Source organism: Sphingobacterium sp. BIGb0165 (assembly GCF_024810095.1).
GTDB classification, from domain to species: domain Bacteria; phylum Bacteroidota; class Bacteroidia; order Sphingobacteriales; family Sphingobacteriaceae; genus Sphingobacterium; species Sphingobacterium detergens.
Window position 1 is genome coordinate 145,740 of record NZ_JANUEB010000001.1, and the last position, 21,835, is coordinate 167,574.

Genomic DNA, 21,835 nt, shown 5'->3' on the forward strand with positions numbered 1-21,835 from the left:
TAAATAAAATCTGTGCGATTTATCACAGATTTAGCTGTTTTTATACTGTTGTCCTTTGAGTCTACTCAACGACTCCCTTGTAATACCAAGAAAAGAGGCGATATGTTGCTGGGAGATACGTTGTTCAAACCATTGATAACATTTCATAAACTCAAGATACCTTTCCTCAGCTGTTTTCTGCTGAAATAGTATTCTTTTCTGGAGGGAAACGAATGCTTTTAGAAATATTTTCCGAAAATAGCTTTCTAAAGCTGGGATTTCAATAAACAGTTCTTCCAGCTTGCATTTTTCTATTAAGAATACTTCCGTATCTTCCAATGCATCGATATTGTAAACCGAAGGCTGAGTTTGTAAGGTACTATACCAATCTGAAATCCACCAGTTCTCAAAAGCAAATTGCACGGTATTCTCGCGGCCGGTCGGGCTAACCTCATATTGCCGCAGGGCGCCTTTGATCACAAAACACTCCCGTGTGCAGATCGTTCCCTCTTGTAGTAAATATTGCCGACGGCGTATTTTTTTGTAGGTCAATGCTGCGCAAAAGCGTTCTTTTTCTTCCTCTGATAAGATACTGTGTTCACTGATATGATTTAGTATACTGTCGTAAACGATTGACATAAAGGGCTGTGGTTCATATTTTCTCAAATATAATGAATAGCCGTTGTATCCTAAATGAACTAAGATCTATTTTTTACTTTCTACAAAATGCACCCCTTCCCTGGAATAATAAATGACGTTTTTAAAATGAGTTTATGCGGATTGTAAATATTCGTGTTAATATCGCTCCATACGCTGTATATTTGGATATCTTTTACCGCTGTTTTAAGATAAAAAATGAAAAGATAATTTTGAGCAATTTTCCATGAAGCTATTTAGTTCTACACATAAAAGTATTCTTTCTTTACTGCTTTTATCGACACTGTTATATTCTTGTCAATCTCAGGATCCAGCGGTTGTATTCTTGGACAAATTAGATCCTAGCTTTGATGTTTCAACCTTTTATGCGCCGAAAATAAAAAAAACGGAATCCATGTTAGCTTCTGACGTGAAAGAGATGGATAAGAAAGCGTTAAAAGAGGCTTTTGAGGCAGCCATGTTTAAGAAAGATACAATCGCGATTTTTGATAGTGAAGGAAGTTTGCCGACACCCTTTTACCTGGAGTCTACCTCCGGATGGGAGACCAAGAAGCTAAAACCGAAAAAATATTATGGTTACCGGTATACCACGGTGTCTTACAACGAAGACAAAGATACCTTGGCCATGTTGAATGGTGTCGCTTTTCCTGCGTTAGCGATGGCGGAAAATAAGGATGGTAAATTCGCTTATTTATATGCGAGCAAAACATCAAAAAATAAAACCGATTACCAGAGTCTTCAGGATTTTCTACAAAAAACATATAGATCCCTCAACATAGCAGAAGAAGCTGGTTCAGGGATAAAAGGCTGGGAAAGTCCAGATTTTTATTATTTCTTAACGAAGAAAGATCGGACGGAGGAGGAGATTTTCTCCTTTGGTGAATCCGAAGAAGACAAGCCCACCACGACAGCTATCTCAGAAATACTTTTGGAAATTTTTAGTAAGGAATATATTCAGGATATGCGGAAGGAGCAGGTCTATTTGAGAGACTATATTCCCCTTGTCAAATAAGAAAAAATTAGTTTGAATGGCAGACATAGAACAGTTTTTGAAATTTGTTTATATTTACGTCTTTGTTTTTAGGAAATCAATCAAACTAATCTTACTCTTTCTATGCCCGATACAACAGTTTCTACCTCCGCTTATGCTGATACCAAGCCGCATTATAACGTGCTTGATGGTTTACGCGGTGTTGCAGCCATCACAGTAGTATGTTTTCACATTTTCGAAGCCTTTGCAACCAGCCATCTGGATCAACGTATTAACCACGGTTACCTCGCGGTCGATTTTTTCTTTATGTTATCTGGATTTGTCGTCGGTTATGCGTATGATGATCGTTGGGGAACGATGACGACGATGGATTTTATCAAACGCCGGATTATACGGCTACATCCCATGGTTATTATGGGGGCAATCATTGGTGCTGTCCTATTCTATTTTCAGGGTTGTTCGGTCTGGGATGTATCCAAGGTGACTGTTTCGGCTTTATTGCTAGCGACGGTATTAAATGCATTGTTGATCCCTGCTCTCCCCGGACATGAAGTAAGAGGCTTGGGTGAGATGTTCCCGCTCAATGGTCCGAGTTGGTCCTTGTTTTTTGAATATATCGGTAATATCCTTTATGTTTTGATCATCCGTAAATTTTCAACAAAAGCACTTGGTGGACTTGTTGTCGCTGCAGGCTGTGGATTAGCCATATTTGCAATCTGGGGTCCTTTGGGCGATATTTGTGCAGGGTTTTCACTGACCGGAACAGAATTTACAGCGGGATCCCTACGTCTTTTATTCTCCTTTACAGCCGGACTGTTTTTATCGCGCGTATTTAAACCTTTTCGGATTAAAGGTGCATTTTGGATCTGTAGTATTATCCTTGTTTCACTTTTGGCGATTCCTCGTATCGGGGGGGCTGAAAACCTCTGGATGAATGGACTCTATGATACGCTGTGCTGTGTGCTGGTTTTTCCACTGCTAGTTGTTCTGGGGGCTTCCGGAAAAGGGAGCAGTTTTACAAACAAACTATCTAAATTCTTGGGAGATATCTCTTACCCTTTGTATATGGTGCACTATCCTTTTATCTATTTATATTACGCTTGGGTGAAAAATGAAAACCTCAGCTTTGAGCAATCGTTGCCCGGTGCTGCAGCGGTCGTCATTGGTAGTATTGTGCTCGCTTATGGCTGTTTAAAATTATACGATATCCCTGTGCGAAAATATCTGACCCAGCGATTTTTAAAATCAAAGGGAAATAATTCGAATTAAGTGCAGAATAGGCCATTTGACAAGTTCGTGTCGACTGGCCTATTTTCTTTTTAAACTATTTTTGAAATGCTCCAATCGCAATGCGATTTGCTTCTGATCTCGTCTGTCCACTCAAGTCCAATTCACCATTGATTGCTTGACTAATAAAATTCCCTTTGTCAAGGGTAGGAGATAAATCCCTTAATCCAAAATTTGCTTGTGTCGTTGATATAAACCCGGGATCCTGTCCAAAGATCGCATGCGTATCGCCAATAAGGGTTGATTTCCAGGTTTGTTGATCCCGGATGACTTTCCCATTCCATATCCACTGATCTTCTCCGGTACTGAAGTATAAATTGTAGTCAATCGCATTGGATTTACCTGTATTGGTATATTTATGAATAAATACGCTATTGGGCTTGGCAGCAATAATATTATTTTGGATGATGTTGTTTGTACAGTTCTCAACAAGTCGTATTTCACCTTCAATTTCATCAAAATATCCTTTGTCGATATTGTTGTGAAATAGGGTATTATTCACAACATAACACTTCAACGTACCACCACCGGTGTAATTTAGGTAGCCACCCAAGCTGATCCCCGCGAGTGAATTGTTATAGACCTCGTTATTTCTGACAATACAGTCACGTGTAGGAAAATTATCGGTTTCACTGACTAGGCCGATTCCGCGTCCACAGCGATAGACACTGTTTCTTTCAACAATGATATCTCGGGCTCCATCGATGTAAATCCCAATGGCCCCGTTATGCTGGGCAAATGCAGGGATAGGACCAGTTCTACCATCAATATCATAAACTTCGTTTTGACTGATCAGTCCATTACGTACATAGTTCAGGTTTGCTGTAGCATTGGCGGCATATCCTCCGGCTGCAACAATGCCAATATTTTCGCCATTGTATACCTTGTTCCGTCTGATAATAAAGCCATCAACATATCCATTGATAGTGAGATTTTCGGAATAACCGGTATTGCAGTCATGGATCGTATTATCCTCCACAATAATATCCTGTAAGGCATCGGCGGTATTGCCGATGACCAGAATACCATGTCCACTTCTGCCATCCTGTGGGCTGGCATTGTTCTCAATATGATGGACCCTATTATTTCGTATGGTAATGTTTTTAGAACCCTGATCAATAATAATCCTATTCACCTCATTGCCTTTGGCCTGTGTCTTAAAATTTCGGATTTCGAAACCGTCAAACTGAATAAATCGGGCATTTCTGATCGTTACCAATGCTTCTGTGCCCGAAATGGATAGTCCTTCGCCATCAATAGCCACAGCTTCATTGGGATAAGGCTTTATCGTAATGAGTTTCGCTGAACTTCCCGATTTTGAAATCAATAGTTTCTCATGGTAGGCACCTTCACGCACAAAAATGGTGTCGCCCGGTGATATTGCATCTAAAGCGCGAGCGATAGTACGAAAGGGTTTGCTCTCGGTACCCTTGTTCTGGTCATTACCTGTGACCGAAACATATCTGCTTTTTTGAGGGGTTGAGTCGGTCTGAATAGGTTCGAGATGATCAGCATGACTGCATGCCGCGCACAATAGCAAACCTTGCAATAGTGCGTAGCTCAACGAAAATAGATGCTTAAAAATCATATAAAGTCATTTGAAATTTGAAGAAGCTGTCGAAGGCGTAAAAGCGATACTTCTGAGGATGCATGAATTGAAGACATGTTGTCGGGGATACAAACAAAAATCAAGAAAAAGAGGGGTGTCCGATCGTTCTATTTCGGACACCCCCTAGGTTATTCAGATATGATCTTTCGGACACTATTATTTTTCTTGTCGATAACGTAGACTGTACCATTTTTGTCTACGGTAACACCTTCAGGTACGTTAAATGATGCAGCCTCGCCGACGGCATTTCTAAAACCTGCGATGTTAGATCCCGCAAATGTACTTACCTGGAATGTTTTGCCATCCACAAAACGAACGCTCTGATCGGGGGAACCACTATCGCCACCGGCAGTACCATTTCCGGCAACATACACATTGTTTTGGCTGTCAGCCGCAATACCCCAAGGGAGTGCAAATTCAGCCGCCGTACTAACACCATTTTTATAACCATATTTACCGGAACCGACAATAATGGTAGGCTTCCATGTTTTGGGGTCATATTTTCTGATTTGGTTGTCGCCATGTAGACAGATGTATAGACTGCCATCTGGACCGCAGGCCATACCTGCTGGAAAATTCAATCCATCGATGACGGTCGTTACCGCTGTACCATCTGTATTTAACTGATAAATAGGAGCAGGGGAGGTCACAGAATTATAGTATAGCTTTTTTGACACTCGGTCATAAGCAATAAACCAGGGTTCTTTCGCTGTGAAGGCGACAACCTTTGCCGTCCCATCGGGTGTTATCTTGCGGATATCCCAGTTTCCCGGATCAACAGAGTATAAGTTCCCCTGTTCATCGATGGTCAATCCATAGGGGATACTGAAGCGTGCTTCACCACCTTTTCCGTCCGCCATACCGGCATTACTCGGGGATCCTGCTAAAGTACTGACGTTTCCGGCAGGATCGATTTTACGGATACAGTGGTTGCCAGGGTCAGTGACATAGACATTTAACGCATCATCTACAGCAATACCGCCACTGCGATACCAGGACTCACCACCAAAATTGAACTTCGCATCAGCACCTTTTCCGTTGAGGAAGCCTGCTGCCCCGTTGCCTGCCAAGATACTGACCGTTCTTTTGTAGATATAGCTGTAGCTCTCTTTGGATGTCCCTGTTTTTCCCGCGATAGCGACTTCAATAGGTCCGCTACCAGCTCTTTTAGGGATTATGGCCATGATCTGGGTACCGTTTGATGCTATAATCTTTAATGGGATGCCATTGAGCTTAACGGAAATCGCAGCTGTGTCCGTTGTAAAGTTCTCACCATTGATCAGAACTTCTGTTCCATAGACACCTTGCTTTGGAAGGAAATCCGTGACAACAATGGCTGCATTGGGATCATGTGTCGCACCCATATGATCTTTCTTACATGAAAATATTCCCGCCAATATCACAAAGGAGAGGAGAGGGAAAACTAAATTCCTTTTATATATTAATTTCATAAATAGTAAAAGTTAAAATTCAAACCTTAATTACCAGCCTGGATTTTGAACAAGCGCCGAGTTCTTGTCGATATCATCCTGTAAAATAGGAAATAGATACATTTTATCGTCCCAGTATCTGTTTTGCAATAAGTTTCTCTTATAGAAGTCCTGATAAAAAAATCCTTGATTGTTATCGTTTGAAGCGATACTCATCCGGTATATTGCTCGGGAGGCTGGGTTTCCCATCATCAGTCGACGAATGAGGGTGAAATAACGGTCGCCTTCAAAAGCCAACTCAATTTGTCGCTCGCGGAGAATCCATTTACGTTGTTCGTCTTTATTGCCTACCACCTGCGGATATACTGTTTCCAATTTAGGTAAACCGGCCCGTTGACGTATCAGGTTCAGATAGGTCAGAATATCAGGATGGCTCGGATTAACTTCATTTAGCGATTCGGCATAATTTAAATAGATTTCGGCCAAACGGATATGAATATACGGACGATATGCGGGACGATCCTGGCGAATATTAGTGGCTGGACTGACATTTTTTTGTGCAAGGTATCCTGTTTTATCGGCACTATTTGAATTCTGGACCAAACCGGCTTTTCCCGAATAATAAAACTCAGCTCTTCCGCGTCCATCCTTGTTGCCGTCCGACGAAAAGAAGTTGCGGTCATCGGCTGTCGGTGCGGGTAGGATAGGCTTACCATTATAGAGAATATTGACGTAAAATCGCGCTTCCCGGTTTACATACATATTTGAATTGCCAGCGATGTAACCTCTATTGACGCCATCGCGGCTCTTGCCCCAGTCGGCTGGATCATCTGTTGCTACGAAACCATCCTCCCGATAACCAGAGCTGGGATCATCAATTGTCTTGCCATTGCGCATCAGGTGGGCATCCACAACATTTTGTGTGGCATTCATCATAGCAATCCCACCGGGTTCAGGTGCACTTCGTTTCTCATGTCCCCACTGCCAGGTGTCCGCTTTGTGCGTGGAAAAAATAATCTCACTATTCCAGTTGGTTAAAAAGAGGTTACGGAAAGACAGGTAAGGATCGAATTTTGAATCTCCTTCATCCAGATTGGTAAAGAGCTTATAGGCATTTAAGTCAATAACAGATTTTGCAGCATCAGCAGCCAATTGCCATTTATTGGCATCGTTCTGCAACGGGGCGAGGGCCTTACCATCCTTGTTTTTGAAATTTGCAAATCGTGGATTCCCATTCCATAAGGGACTTGCAGCCCATAGCGCCACCTGTGATTTTATGGCCAAACAGGTTCCTTTACTTGGACGACCATAATTGGACGAGGCGGACCATACCACAGGAAGGTCTGCTGCGGCAAGATCCATCATGCTATTGATGTAATCGACGCATTCCTGAAATGAATTGCGGGGATATTTATTGAAATCTTCGTTCAAACCCAATGTCCCTTTCAACAATACCGCTGGGCCATATTGACGTAGCAATTTCCAATAGTACCAGCCCCGCAAAAATCTTGCTTCGGCTTTGTATTGTACTTTGAGTTCTGTGCTCAATGCGCCTTCAGGAACTTTGTCGATGTTTTCCTCAAAAATAAATGACTGCCTAATGGCGGTGTATGGGTTATTCCAATAATGCTGCCAGTACATGCTTTGTGCATTCCAGTTCCCGACAGCCATTTGCCGAACGTTCACAACAGGTATATTACATGAGCTTTCATCGCTGGCACCAAGGGTCGTAAAATCGTCTACCGGTGTTTCGATATAACTATATATCTGGTTTAAGTAAGATTCTGCATTGGCCCGGGTCTCCCAAACCATGTCTGAAGTGAGGAGGTTATCCGGTTTTTTGTCCAAATAATTACAGCTTTGCATATTTTGGCATAAGGCTAGCGCTAATAGACCTGATGCAATATATTTTGGTGATATCTGTTTCATGGTTATTGTATAGATTTAGATTAAAACTGTGCCCGAACGCCGAAGGTGATCATACGATTTAATGGATATTTGGCGCCGTTGCTTCCCAATTCGGGATCCCAGAGTTTGAATTTGCTAAACGTCAGGAGGTTTTGGCCCGATGAATACACATAAAGTGAAGTGAAACCGAGTTTGTCCAATCCTTTTGCTTTAATAGTATAGCCCAAAGAAGCCTGTTTCATCCGTATATAAGCTCCATCTTTTAGCCAGTGTGTACTGTTGATGTAATTGTTGTCACTGCCACTGGCCATTGTTAGACGTGGGTAGTAAGCATCCTGACGTGGATTTTCTGCGGTCCAACGGTCTTCAACAATGGACATGGTATTGTTGGGATAGATTCCCAGACCCGAAAAAGGGAGGACTCCGACACCATTGACGCCCATTCCTTTTCCAGGAATTTCACTTCCATTGGCCATGATACCTACGTCAGCAACCCCTTGAAAGAATAGGGAAAGGTCAAAGTTTTTATACGAAACAGAAAAACCGGCACCATATAACCATGAAGGAAACCAAGATTTTCCAAGGTAGGTTCTGTCATAAGGGTCAATTATATTATCGTCCTCGGCATTTAAGTTTTTGTAACGGATATCTCCTGGAGATACTGGGCTAAACTTTTGCTGAGGGGCGGATTCTATCTCTTCTTTGCTCGTAAAGTAGCCCAAGGCAATATGCCCTTGGTACTCACCAAAGCGTGTTCCTGTCTTGGACTGATAGCCGTAGCGTCTGACGGGTTCATCCGCAAATACTATTTTATTGCGGCTATAGGTGACGTTACCAAAAAGGCGGAGCCCAACATCCCCAAATTTATCGTTGTATTCAATACTGGCATCCATACCCTTATTGTCCATCTCACCTATATTGGCGTAGACAGCCAAGCTATTGTAACCGGCGATAGAAGAAATGGATTCCCTACCAATAAGAATATTTTTTCGACGCTCGGCAAAACCATCAAAGATCAGGTTAAGCTTGTTCCATAATCCGATTTCAAGACCAATCCCAGTTTTATAAGATTTTTCCCAGGTGAGATTTTCGACACCCATTACCCTTTCGGTTTTTCCGCCGACCCAACTTCCATTGAGACCAAAACCTGTAGAGCCACCATCGCCGATTTGAGTTAAGTAGGGAAAACGATCACGATTATTACCAATGTTATCGTTACCGACAACACCATAGGATCCCCTGATTTTTAATAAACTAAATGTCTTTTTCAAAGGTTCAAAAAATTCTTCATTGGAAATCACCCAGCCAGCCGAAGCGGAAGGAAATAAGCCAAATTTCTGTCCCTTCTCGAAATTTTCAGATCCCGTATAGCCCGCGTTAACTTCTACAAGATATTTATCACGAAATCCGTAGTTAACCCTTCCGGCGAGACTTTGATTGCGATAGGGGATGGATCCAACAACGTCACCGGCCAAACTGACCAAACGGTTACGCATATTATAGAGAAACATCCCACCGATTTTGTGATCATTGAAAGTACGGTCATAATTTAAATTACCTTCAAGATACATAACGCGTTGGCCAAAAGATTCTTTACTATAGTCCAAAAATTGCTGACCTACCCTGCTTTGGTTAAAAATGAGTTCCCCTTCAGGTGTTCTGCCTGTCGCCTGCCATAAATCATTTTTTCCTGAGCGACGGTTGTTGAATTCACCATAACTGTCAAATGAGAACCGGGCATAGGCAGATAATCCTTGTGTGATTGCGTCTAATTTTTGATTAATGGTCAATACGGACTGCACAATGGGTTTAAATTCGCTGGAATAACCATTGTTTTGTACTTCATTTAATGGGTTTGCACCGCCACCACTCAGTGGTCCGGCCCATTTACCGTCCGGATATTGAATCGGATAGGCAACAGGCGTCGTCGCATAGGCCAAATACCACAAATCACCGGCACCGATACCGGGGTAGCGGGAGTTAACCAACATACCCGTTAAGTTGAGCTGAACGGAGGTGTTTTTTGATAAATTGACATCCACATTACTTCGGAAATCATAGCGTTTGAAATCGAGATTAGGGTTGTAATTGTTTAAGTTACGGACCTTATAAGGGCCTGTCTGATTATAGTACGATCCCGAAATATAGTATTTCATCGATTCACCACCACCGGTAATATTGATGTTGGCATTGGTGAGCATGGAATTCTTCTTATAGACTTCATCAATCCAGTTTACATTTGGGTACATATAGGGATCCAGCCCACTTTTTGTTTTTTGGATCAACTCATCAGAATAGGTTGGGGTCGAGCCCATATTTGTTCTTGCTTCATTCTGTAGTTCCATATATTTTACGCCATCCAGCATTTGTGGCGTTTTTGTAAAACCTGAGAAGCCGGTCTCTGCCTTAAAGGAAATCTTTGGTTTACCGGCAACACCTCTTTTGGTGGTAATAATCAAAACACCATTGGCGCCCTTAGCTCCATACATTGCCGTGGATGAAGCATCTTTCAATAGGGAAATACTGGAAATATCTTCGGGATCAATATTATTGAAAGATCCACCGAAACCACCATTGACATCATCACGTTGCACACCGTCGATAATAATTAGTGGAGACGAATTACCGGCGTAGGTCCCGATTCCACGGATTGTAAAATTTGAATTGTCATAACCAGGTTCACCACTGGACTGCACGGAGATAATACCGGCGACTTTACCTGCTAAAGCATTTGATAAATTGGGAACCGGTGTACGCATATCGGCCATATTTACCGAACTTACAGCACCCGTGACATTGATTTTTTTCTGTGTACCATAACCTACAACAACAACATCATCCAGATTATTATTGGCCAATGCTAAGGTGATATTTAAATGGTCCTTGTTATCTGCTGGTCGTTCAGTGCTTTCATAGCCTACGTATGTAAATGTCAAGATCACCTGACCGGATCCGGATGGTGGGGCGATGGTAAAATTTCCCTTGCCGTCGGTTGTCGTTGTGATCTGGGTATTTTTTACACGTACAGTTACGCCGGCGAGCGGGTTTCCCTGTTGATCTTTAACCGAACCATTGATGGCTTTTTGATTTTCGGTAACCTCCGCGGTACGAGCTGCCCCCGTCGATTCTTTTGGACGAATTATTAACGTCTTTTTGATGACCTCAAACTCAAGTGCCTGATTTCGAAACAGGGCTGTCAGCGCTTCATTTAACGTGGCATTCTCCAGATTAAGCGTGACAGGGCTTGCTTTCTTGATCAGCTTTGAATCGTAAAGCAGGTCAAGCTGTGCCTGTTTGCTGATTTCTGCTAGAACAAGATCGACCTTACTATTTTTAAAATGTAGGTTCATTTTTTGGCTATAAACCGGAGTTTTAGCCTGAACAACGCCAAAAAATGCGAGCAGTAGATAGAACTTCATAATCAATAGGGTCTTAATTAAGAACATATGCTGTTCTTTTCCCGGTATTATTTTCATAATTTTGTTAAGAATTAAAAGGTTAATTAATTTTTGACAGAAAATTTTTAAACTCTATTCGTAGCCGGGATGTGACAGCATCCCGGCTTAAGTTTTCGATTTATCTTTTTGTGACGTAGATCCTCCTTTCCACAATTTTAAATTTGATTGATTTTGTTAGTTCGAGAAGTGATAAGATCTCTTCAATATTCTCTCTTCGGGAGACTTTCATTTTGAGGTTTACATCATCCCAGTCCTTTCCCTCGAATATCACTTCGGCGTCGTACCATTGCGCCACATCCGCCATAATAGTTTTGATATTTTCATCTTTGTAAATAAAATAGTTATTCTTCCAGGCGATTTCGGATTCAGCATCAAATTGATCTATTTGAACACCTGAGGCAGATATCTTTGCACGCTCGCCAGGTTTGAGCATCGTCTGGCCAGCTTTTGAGGTTAAACTTACTGACCCCTGGAGCAGGGCGACTTTTGCAACATGGAGGTTATCCCTGTCGGATACATTAAATTTGGTACCCAGTACCCGGACTCCAAATCCATTACCTTCTACAATAAAAGGTTTGTATTTTGATTCAGCGACTTCGAAGTAAGCTTCTCCCTTGACCTGAACGAGACGACGGTCAGCAGCAAAATGCTCAGGGAAAATCAGGCTACTCTCGGCGTTGAGCCATACTTTGGTGCCATCTTCTAAATTGATCTGATATTTACCACCTTTCGGGGTTGCTAAGGTGACAAGTTGAGATTCCATATTTTTGTTCTCGGTCTTTGCCTGATAACTAATAATGCCTTCCTGGTCAATTTTGAACAACAGCTTTCCAAAAGGAACAGTGTCTCCAACCTGCTGTTGCTGCAGATCCAGGCTGCTGCCATCTGAATTTTTCAAAGAGGCTTTTTCTGCACCCGGATTCAGGTATGCCCGCTGATTTATAACTTGTAAGTCTGCATTTCGACCTTTAAAAAAATAATATCCGGCAATGCTGGAAACAGCCAATAACAAAGAGGCGGCATAGGGGAGGTAACGACGGAAAATGCTTATTTTTTTTGTATTGCCCGCTTCTGTCTGAATAAGTTGTTCTACGTTGCGCTTAATCTGTGTTTCTATATTTTCTGCAGGGCCGAATTTATCTTCGTCCCAAGTAGCATCATGATATGCATCCAAGAGCCTGTCGTCTACTTCACACAGTTCATCTTCGGAGGATTGCTTGCGCAAAATTTTCTTGATTAAGTCTATAATTTCAGGTTTTTTCATGAAATCTATAATTGATTCGTTCTTATAGAGTTCATTTTTTCAATTAGCCCCCAAAAGGAATTGCATTTTTTTTAAAAAAGAAAATATAAAAGAGTCTTTTATTAGATTGTATTCGATGTAATTGATTGTTTTTCAGTCTATTGTTAGAAAAAGAAAATCTGAAAAAAGATGTGCATATTCTGCATACCTTGTTTTAATCGTTTCAACGCAATAGAAATTTGGTTTTCTACTGTTTTTACGGAAATATTCAGCTTCTCAGCAATCTCCTTATGGCTTAGCTGCTCCATTCTGCTGAGGTAAAAGATCTCCTTACATTTGTCAGGAAGCTGGTTGATCATTTGATCCAGATAATCCAGCAGTTCGCTGTACTCCAATTTTAACAATGGGTTGAAGGAATCAACATAGTCCTCATCTAAATCTTTCAATTCGACATAATCCATTTTCTTTTTGATGTTTCGGAACACTTCGTAACGAATGCAGCCAAATAGATAGGTTTTGATGGAATATTTAAGATTTATTTTCTCCCTGTTTCGCCATATATTGATAAATACGTTTTGGACAAGTTCCTGACATACTTCGGGATCCTGCATTGTGACAGACGCTGTTTTGAACAGTGGTTGCCAAAAGCGATGCATCAGGTGTTGTAGCGCCCGTTCCTCACCTTGACAAACTGATTCAAAAATTTGCTGATCCGAACAGGCGGAGAAATTCATAGTTTAATTCTGTTTACAATAGGTATCCCACAAAAACCTTCTCAAAGTAAGTATAAAATAACAATAAAACAAAATCTAATCCGCCAGTGCCATGGTCTGCATGTGGGTATAATTTATATCCGGAAATAATAAAACTATTTAGACAAGATGCTGAATGGGAGCTGCATAGGTCTAATGCGATTTGAACAGCCAGTTTTGTAAAATTTAAGAAGAAGCAGATCGCCTTTTGATCAAGAGCGGGATACACTCCTTTAGATCGAAAATAACTCTGAGGCAGAAGGAAGGGTTTTGATGGTACAAATGCTTACTAAGAAAATTTAGTATCATTTAAAACTTAATATAGTCATAATGATAAGTTGATGTTAGATGTCTAAGTTGTTGTGCCTTAGTGGTCAAACGAGCGTTTAGCGTGAATGTCATGAAACGAGTCTATTACATACTGAATTTGATTATTTTCGTTTTTGTCGCTCAACTTTTGGGTTGCAAGAAGGATCCACCAAGCTATCCTGTGGGTTCCAATTCCTATGTCAACAGCTGGATATTGGATAGCCTTCGCCGCTATTATTTGTGGAATGAATCTCTCCCTAAAAAGATCAACATGGATCAGGAACCACAACTGTTTTTCAGGTCTTTGTTACATGCGAATGACCGCTTTTCTTATATGGTGGATCCGGCGGATCCCAGCAGCTTTCCAAAATCCAATCGGAGTCAATTTGGATTCGATTATAGTACCTTGAGCAGTGCCGATGGTAAGCTCGTCTTTGGCGTTATCAAATATGTCTATAATGATTCACCCGCTTCCCGAAATGGATTGAAACGAGGAGATTACATCAGTAGGATCAATGGCCAGCAGTTGACGACCGCAAATGCCGTTGTTCTTCAAAATGACCTGTTAACAGGAGACAAGGGGCAACTGACTTTAGCAGCTTTGGAAAATAATTCCCTGAGGGATATTCAAACTGTGGATTTAAGCCGGGGTATGTTGCTGGAACAGCCGATATTACGGGAGATTTTCCACTTGAATGCCAAGACAATTGGTTACCTCTATATCAATGATTTTAGCCGTGGTATAGCACAGTCTGCTATGTCGGATTTTACCGTTTTTAAAAATGAACAGATAGACGCTCTTTTGGTGGACCTTCGCTATAACCCTGGAGGTCAGGTTGCGGAGGCTGCAGGTATTGCCGGATTAATCAGCGGATTACCTTTTAATACAGCTTTTATCACCTACACAGGTAATAAGAATGGCGGGCGAAAAACAGAAAGTATCGGTCAAAGTGCTTCAGGTGATGGTACATTACACTACAACCAGATGTTAGAAAGCGGTCTGAAATTAAAAGAAGTTTACATTTTAACGAGCCCCACAACAGCATCAGCTGCTGAGATATTGATCAATAACCTCAAACCTTATGCGCATGTCATCACGATAGGAGAGAAGACCAGAGGAAAAGATGAGGCCTCATTTGTAATTAAAGATATGCGGCCAACAAAAACCATTGCTTGGGAAATACATCCCATTATTTACAAGTTGTCCAATGCATTAGGATCGGGAGATTATGCTACGGGAATAGTGCCACAATATCATGTCAACGAACTCGAAGCCTTACCATTAAAAGTTCTGCCTTCTCTTGATGATCCCTTGATTCAACGCGCTATTGCACTTATTGGAGGAAGCAAGAGCCTAAACAAACGGGGAGCAAGCAAACAGTCTTCGGTAAGTCCGCTGCGGATACTGACAGATAGCAAACGAGAGCAAACGTATCAAGAGATCCTACAAATAAACAACTAACAGCTTATATATTAACAACTATATAACACATACTTAAACTGGTGTTAACTGTGGGTTAATAGGTGCTGTTTAGCTTTGGGTCATTACCATCAATATACTTGTTATGAAAAGGAAAGCAATTGAAACAAACGAACAGTTATTGGACAAATTACGTCAGGGAGATACGGCCGCATTTCAGGAACTGTATTTTCGTATGCGTAGTAAAGTAATTGGCTTTTCTTACAAGTTTTTACGTTCTCAAGAAGGTGCGAAAGAGCTGACGCAGGAGGTATTTGTCAAGCTCTGGGAAAATCGCGAAAAAATAGATGCCAGCAAAAATATTGAGAGCCTTTTATTTGTCATGGTACGGTACAGTATGCTCGATACTTGGAAAAGAAAGTTGCGCTACGATAGTTTTCTCGAAACGCAAAGCAGAGTCGAGCAACACCAGGATTCTACCGCACAATATATCGACTATCAAGAATGCTATGCGGTATTAACACGTTCGATTGAGGCCCTACCGCAACAGGCACAGAAGGTGTATCGACTGAGTCGGGAAGAGGGATTGAGTCATCAGGAAATCGCTGATCAACTACAGATTTCTACCAATACGGTGAGCAATCACATCAAAAAATCCATGCGCCAGATTCGAGCCTATTATCATAATAGCTACCCAGAAGCATTTGGCTGTATCTTGTGCTTGGTTTTGGCCTTGATCTAAGTGCCAATTTTTCTTAAAATCAATTATTTATATTTTTTTTTCTTTCGAGTAGCTGTTCCTCCCTTGCCAGTCTTTCTATAGATAAATAAGCAAAAAGAAGTGCAAGATAAAGGATACATCAAAAGCATCATGGAACGTTTCCGACAAGGGCAGGCAAGCCCGGCGGAGAAAAAGATCCTGTTGCACTATTTGGAGACAGATCAGGACGAAGAGCATATGGAGCTCTTCGCAGAGATGATGGCTGATCTGTGGGAAGGCGAACCTGCCTATCGGGAGGAGACCGTTGAGACGGAGGCCGCGTTTGCTGAGATCTTGCAAGAAATTCCAAAAGATAATAAAAGAAAGCCAGTCAGGATAGTACAGCAATGGTATTACGCGGCGGCAGTAATATTAGTCTTTTCAGTTGTTTCGAGTTGGTTTTATTTTCAAAAACCTGAAAAAGCTATGCAAACCACAAGCATAGCATGGTCGAGTAAAACGACTCCTGATGGACAAAAAGTAAAGATTAGATTAAGCGACAGTAGTATTATTTATCTGGCTGGGGGAAGCACTTTACGTTGGCCAGACCAATTTGTGAAAGGACAGAAGCGAGAAGTTATATTGACCGGAGAAGCTTTTTTTGAGGTTAAAAGAGATACCAGCAGTCCATTTATTGTACATACCGGACAAGTGAACACACAAGTGTTGGGTACCTCCTTTAATATTTATGCTTATCCAAAAGATAAAAATCAGATGATCTCAGTGCGCAGTGGAAAGGTACGTGTAAGCAGTAATGGGGGAAACCAATTAAAAAAACTGGCGGATCTGACCGCAGGAATGCGCCTGACTTATGAGCAGCAGACGATGGATTTCGTTGTCGAAAAAGGTCAGGATCCCGCATCATTTAATAGTTGGATAGAAAACCGTCTGAGCTTTCGAAATGCCAACCTTGGAGAAATAACAAAGAAATTAAGCCGCTATTACAGCATTCATTTTGATATCAAGGGCTCGTGCAAATTTGATAATTATCGTATTAACGCCAGTTTTGACAACCAACCCATCGGGAAGATTATGGAGCAGTTAGCAATGATGAGCGGAGGTAAACTTAGCTATCGGATCAATGACGAAAATTCAATCACCTTATGGAGGAAGGAATGCCCATGATATAATCATAGCATAAAGAGCGGATAACGCTATAACAACGAACGAGAAACAAAAAAGAAAATAGAACCGCTCTGGACCAACAGAACGGTTCGAGAAACAAATTTCTAATCAATTGAATAACTAAAAAATCGTTGAATTCCATGAATATAAGCATATATTCTCAAAACAAAAGAAAATTTTCAAAATCTTGGAAGCAGGTCATCTTATTGGCAGTCTTCGGTATATTACAGTTTTTTATTCCTGTGGTTTTCAATGGTGTTTATGCACAGGGACTTCAGAAAAAAATGAGCCTAAGCTTTAATTCAGTACCCATTACCAATGCCTTACGAGATTTGCAGACGGCTTCTGGCCTGCAGATCAATTACGATGGAAGTATATTTTCCGGGCAGACCAAAGTGAGTTTACCTGCACAAAACTACACGGTGGAAACTGCATTAAAACAGCTTTTGGCCAGTAGTAACGTTGGTTTTAAAACAGCCGGAAACAATACCGTTGTTCTCTTTAAACTACCACCTCCGGTAAGCCCCGGACGAATGATAGGAACTATTGTTGACGGGAGCGGCGACCCATTGGTCGGAGCCACGGTTATCGTACAGGGAGTGGGTAAGTCTGTCATGACGGATAGCAAAGGGAATTTTAATATCGAATTAAAAGGGGGAACATATACCATTGATATCACCTATATTTCTTACGAAAGTCAGCGGGTTACAGATATTAAAATCGTTGATGGGAAGAGTACCAGCTTAAATATCGCCATGAAAGCAAGCGCAAATACGCTAAGCCAGGTGATTGTAACATCTTCCTTTAAAAAAGCCAGCATCTCAGGACTATTGGCGCGACAAAAGAATGCTTCCGAGATTAGCAATGGTATTTCGGCAGAACAGATGGCACTGACACCCGATCGTAATGCCGGTGAGAGCTTGAAGCGTATTTCTGGTGTTAACACAATGGACAATAAATTTGTGATTGTCCGTGGTATTGGCGAGCGCTATAACGCTGCTGCACTTGACGGTACCGTATTACCGAGTACCGAGGCTCAAAGACGAAGTTTTTCTTTTGATATGATTCCAAATGCAATTGTAGATAACATCATTGTTGTGAAATCGATAACTCCTGATATGAATACGAGTTTTGGTGGTGGACTTATTCAGATTAATACAAAAGATATTCCGACCGAAAACTTTATGACTTTTGGAGCAGGAATGTCTGTTAACGATCAGTCTACCGGGAAAGATTTTTTAAGCCGTAAACGTGGTAAATACGATTATTTTGGTTTTGATGATGGACGACGAGATTTTCCATCAAATTTGAAGACGATGTCAAATGAGTCTCCGATAGGCGAGATTATCGATCAAACATTACGGTTTAAAAACGATAATTTTACCGTCCATAATTATCAAGCACTGCCGTCTCAAAATTATCAATTTACGATCGGACGATTATTAAATTTGGATACATCTGGGCTAAATAAATTTGGATTGACAGGTGCATTAAGTTATCGTAATAACCAAAACATAACCAAAATCGAAAAGATTGCACGTGGTAATTGGAATACTAATACAGCTATCGCTGCTTCAGGTAATTCATATGAATTTAATACTACACTGGGTGGTGTACTCAATATGGGGTTGCAGATAGGAAAACATCGTTTCAGTTCGCGTAATACTTATACACATTTATATAATAATTCATTTACGAGATTAAAAGGGATCGAGGCCGACAATAATTTTAACGATATGCCTAATCGAATTCGAGAGGCAGATGATCCTACTTTTACGACTTTATTGCAGAATCAGCTGACTGGGCAGCATCAGTTTGAAAAAATTAAATTGGAATGGAATGTAGCGCGTACAGGGATAGACCGTAAACAGAAAGATCTTGGGATTACAACGCAATCCCCTGAAATCATAGGAAGGGATACGTTCTTTCTTTACGATTATAGCCAATTGTCTGAAGCGCGATTTACACCAATTTCCAAACATTATTATAGGAATAATGAAACACATTATTCTTGGAATGTTGCTTCAACTATTCCGTTTGACCTATCATTTTCGGATAAAAATAGCCTTAAAGTTGGATATTTTGGTATCCAAAGAAAATCGCAGTTTGATTGGAAAATACTTCCTTTAGTCGTCAATTCGACCGCCTTTGATAAATCATTGAAGTATCTGCCCATTGGAGACTGGCTTAAACCGGAAAACGTAAGATCTGATGGTTTCCTATTGCTGTTGGATGGTTGGGGAAATAATTTTTATGCTGGAAAGAGTTTGAATCATGCAGGGTACTTTATGTTTGACAACAAGATCAATGACCAATGGCGGTTAGTTTGGGGATTAAGGGCCGAGTATTACCGTTATAGGGAAATCAATAATCCAAGCAATTCACTAAAAGAAAATGAATATGGAACATTTGATCTGCCCAAAGAGAAGACTTGGCAATGGCTACCCTCTGCAAACCTGACCTATAGTCCGACAAATACGATCAATGTACGTGTTGCTTATTCCAGTACGGTTGTTCGACCTGAGATGATGGACAATAGCCAGTTTTTTAGTTATAGCGCTTATTATGATGGTTTAGTAGGAAGTGGCGGGATTACCAGTACGCGTGTTAATAGCATAGATGTTAAAACGGAATGGTTTCCAGGATTGGGCGAAATTATCTCGGTAGGCGGGTACTATAAATACTTTGATAAGCCGGCTGAACTTATAGCGAGTCCAACTTTAGACTTCGGCTTTAGATATACGTTAAATAATTCTAATTGGGCTAAAGTATTTGGATTAGAATTAGAGGTACGAAAAAACCTAAGCTTTATCCATGATACACCTATTTTACGAAATTTTAGCGTCTATGGTAATCTTACTTATCAACAATCCAAGGTTGAAGGGTTAGCGATGACGAATAACATAGATTCCATTACAGGTAAAACTATTATGGCTCCGATGCGTCAGAAGAGGGCACTATATGGCCAGACTCCATACTTGTTGAATGCAGGGATACAATATCAAGGTGAAAGGTTTGGGATGAATTTAGCCTATAATAAATCAGGTCGGAAAACATATTTCGTTACCGGGTTGCCACGAGATACAGAATATGAGCAACCTAGAGAGCAATTGGACGCACAAGTGAGCTATAAATTTTTGAATTCACGTCTTGAAATTAGAATCAATGGGGGGAATATATTGAATTCTGTATCAGCATTCTATACTAATAGGGGGAGTTATGAAAAAAATCCGGACCATCAAGATGGTTCTCTGGATTTCAGCAATGCTGAAAGGCTTAAACCTGGATTTACAGATAATTATGAAGAAGGAGATCTCTATACCTACAGACAGCGCTTTGGAAGAACCTTCGGAACAACAATAACGTATAAATTCTAACAATGATAAATAAAAAAAGAAAGGAGGATAAAGTGGAAGACTTTAATAAAAAAGCGAAAGGCTTTGCTGAAACGGACCTCTCGCTTGAATGCATATACAAGTCATGTGCTTCCTAAAAAGAAAACCAACAAATCTTGCAGAATGCCTAGGGCACTAAACAAGTCGACTTGCCATTTATCTGGCCGCAAATTAATAATTTTTTAACACAAATCAATAGAAAAATGAAAACTCTAAATAAAACTTTAGCTATTCTAGCAATCGCTTCTACTTCATTAACAGCATGTAATAAAGATAACGCTTTACAAAATGATTCTTTCGATAATCGTGGTACTTCAGCAGCAGATTACAGCCAATCTTCACTGCCAGTTGTAACTATTTCGGCAGATATTACTAGCAATGTTACTTGGTCTGCAAGTAATGTGTATGAAATCAAAGGAGTGGTTACTGTTACCAACGGTGCTACACTAACCATCCCAGCTGGAACATATATTAAAGCAGCTGTTAATACACCAGGTGCACAAAATGGTGTATTGGTCATTGCTAAAGGAGCGAAGATAAATGCGCAGGGTACAGATACCAACCCAATCGTATTTACAAGCCGTAACTTATTGGATGGCGATAATGCGACTGTTGGTAAACCTGGCGATTTTGGAGGTCTAATTGTTCTAGGTAATGCGCAGATTAACGACGCTGCTGGAACAAGATTAATTGAGGGTTTAGCTGACGAGGCAAAATACTATTATGGTAGCAGTAGTGCTACTAACAATACAGAAAGCAGTGGTACAATCAAAAATGTACGTATAGAATATGCTGGGTATAAATTAGCTGAGAATATTGAAGTGAATGGATTAACCCTTGGTGGTGTAGGGTCAGGTACTGTCTTGAACAAAATTGAGGTAGCATGGGGACTAGATGATGGATTTGAATTCTTCGGTGGTCGTGTAAATGGATCGGATTTAGTTGCTTTCTCAAATGATGATGACCAGTTTGATTTTGATTTGGGGTATCAAGGAACTATTTCAAATTCAATTGCTTTTGCTAACAAAGTTTCTACACATAGTGCTAGTGGTACCAATAGCGATTCAAATGGTGCTGAAATTGATAATCATCCAACCGCATTCACTGCATTACCTAAAACCAAACCTACTTTTAATAATGTTCGTATTGTAGGAACCAAAAATGAAACAGGTATAACAGCTCCTGGATTTAAATCTGGTGTACTGGTACGCCGCGGTGCTGAGTTAGCATTGGTAAACTCAAAAATTACAGGATATAAAACAGGTTTGCATATTAATAGCGATGCGACTCCTTCATTGACTTCTGTTCAAGGATCATCCTTATTTGGATTTACATTGGCTGCTACTGCTGGTTACACAGACCTTGGTACAAACACTGTTGCTCCAGTAGGTACTACTGCTCCGACGTTCAGCATTTCGACGCAACCGTTCTATAATGAAAGTGGATTCGTACACGGTTTAGCTTATCCTTGGGTAAAATTTAATTACTAAGCATTGCTTAAAAAAAATGTAT

At 40.8% G+C, this 21,835-nt stretch carries 14 protein-coding genes; 7 read left to right on the forward strand and 7 right to left on the reverse strand.

The features are described 5' to 3' along the window. Positions 1 to 30 precede the first annotated feature (30 nt). Entirely contained in the window at positions 31 to 618 is a 588-nt protein-coding gene (locus M2408_RS00655) for a Crp/Fnr family transcriptional regulator (protein WP_259178349.1), read from the reverse strand. Positions 619 to 1,030: 412 nt separating this feature from the next. On the opposite strand from M2408_RS00655, the gene M2408_RS00660 reads away from it, so the two are divergent. Next, complete coding sequence (locus M2408_RS00660) at positions 1,031 to 1,648, forward strand: hypothetical protein (protein WP_259178351.1); 618 nt, start codon at positions 1,031 to 1,033, stop codon at positions 1,646 to 1,648. A 102-nt stretch (positions 1,649 to 1,750) separates the two neighbouring features. Next, entirely contained in the window at positions 1,751 to 2,896 is a 1,146-nt protein-coding gene (locus M2408_RS00665) for an acyltransferase (protein WP_259178353.1), read from the forward strand. A gap of 55 nt (positions 2,897 to 2,951) precedes the next feature. Here M2408_RS00665 and M2408_RS00670 read toward each other — a convergent pair whose 3' ends face one another. The 6 genes from M2408_RS00670 to M2408_RS00695 form a co-directional block, all read right to left on the reverse strand. After that, the gene (locus tag M2408_RS00670) at positions 2,952 to 4,502 is read right to left on the reverse strand and encodes a DUF1565 domain-containing protein (RefSeq protein WP_259178354.1); all 1,551 of its coding nucleotides are present in this window, start codon (positions 4,500 to 4,502) and stop codon (positions 2,952 to 2,954) included. A 149-nt stretch (positions 4,503 to 4,651) separates the two neighbouring features. After that, on the reverse strand, positions 4,652 to 5,974 hold the full coding sequence (locus M2408_RS00675; protein ID WP_259178355.1) for an IPT/TIG domain-containing protein: 1,323 nt from the start codon (positions 5,972 to 5,974) through the stop codon (positions 4,652 to 4,654). A gap of 30 nt (positions 5,975 to 6,004) precedes the next feature. Then, positions 6,005 to 7,882: a RagB/SusD family nutrient uptake outer membrane protein gene (locus M2408_RS00680; protein WP_259178356.1), complete on the reverse strand. Its 1,878-nt coding sequence runs from the start codon at positions 7,880 to 7,882 to the stop codon at positions 6,005 to 6,007. A 20-nt stretch (positions 7,883 to 7,902) separates the two neighbouring features. Then, complete coding sequence (locus M2408_RS00685) at positions 7,903 to 11,337, reverse strand: TonB-dependent receptor (protein ID WP_259178357.1); 3,435 nt, start codon at positions 11,335 to 11,337, stop codon at positions 7,903 to 7,905. Between the two features lie 100 nt (positions 11,338 to 11,437). Further along, the gene (locus M2408_RS00690) at positions 11,438 to 12,583 is read right to left on the reverse strand and encodes a FecR family protein (RefSeq protein WP_259178359.1); all 1,146 of its coding nucleotides are present in this window, start codon (positions 12,581 to 12,583) and stop codon (positions 11,438 to 11,440) included. Positions 12,584 to 12,726: 143 nt separating this feature from the next. Beyond that, on the reverse strand, positions 12,727 to 13,296 hold the full coding sequence (locus M2408_RS00695; protein ID WP_259178362.1) for an RNA polymerase sigma factor: 570 nt from the start codon (positions 13,294 to 13,296) through the stop codon (positions 12,727 to 12,729). A 418-nt stretch (positions 13,297 to 13,714) separates the two neighbouring features. On the opposite strand from M2408_RS00695, the gene M2408_RS00700 reads away from it, so the two are divergent. The 5 genes from M2408_RS00700 (at position 13,715) to M2408_RS00720 (ending at position 21,813) form a co-directional block, all read left to right on the forward strand. Next, positions 13,715 to 15,085: a S41 family peptidase gene (locus M2408_RS00700; protein ID WP_259178363.1), complete on the forward strand. Its 1,371-nt coding sequence runs from the start codon at positions 13,715 to 13,717 to the stop codon at positions 15,083 to 15,085. A 103-nt stretch (positions 15,086 to 15,188) separates the two neighbouring features. Next, positions 15,189 to 15,785, forward strand: a complete 597-nt coding sequence (locus M2408_RS00705; protein WP_259178364.1) for an RNA polymerase sigma-70 factor — start codon at positions 15,189 to 15,191, stop codon at positions 15,783 to 15,785. A 99-nt stretch (positions 15,786 to 15,884) separates the two neighbouring features. Continuing rightward, the gene (locus M2408_RS00710; RefSeq protein ID WP_259178366.1) at positions 15,885 to 16,928 is read left to right on the forward strand and encodes a FecR family protein; all 1,044 of its coding nucleotides are present in this window, start codon (positions 15,885 to 15,887) and stop codon (positions 16,926 to 16,928) included. A gap of 140 nt (positions 16,929 to 17,068) precedes the next feature. Further along, positions 17,069 to 20,305 (forward strand): TonB-dependent receptor, encoded by a 3,237-nt coding sequence (locus tag M2408_RS00715; RefSeq protein WP_259178368.1) that lies wholly within the window; start codon positions 17,069 to 17,071, stop codon positions 20,303 to 20,305. Positions 20,306 to 20,526: 221 nt separating this feature from the next. Beyond that, entirely contained in the window at positions 20,527 to 21,813 is a 1,287-nt protein-coding gene (locus M2408_RS00720) for a hypothetical protein (protein WP_259178370.1), read from the forward strand. Positions 21,814 to 21,835 lie beyond the last annotated feature (22 nt).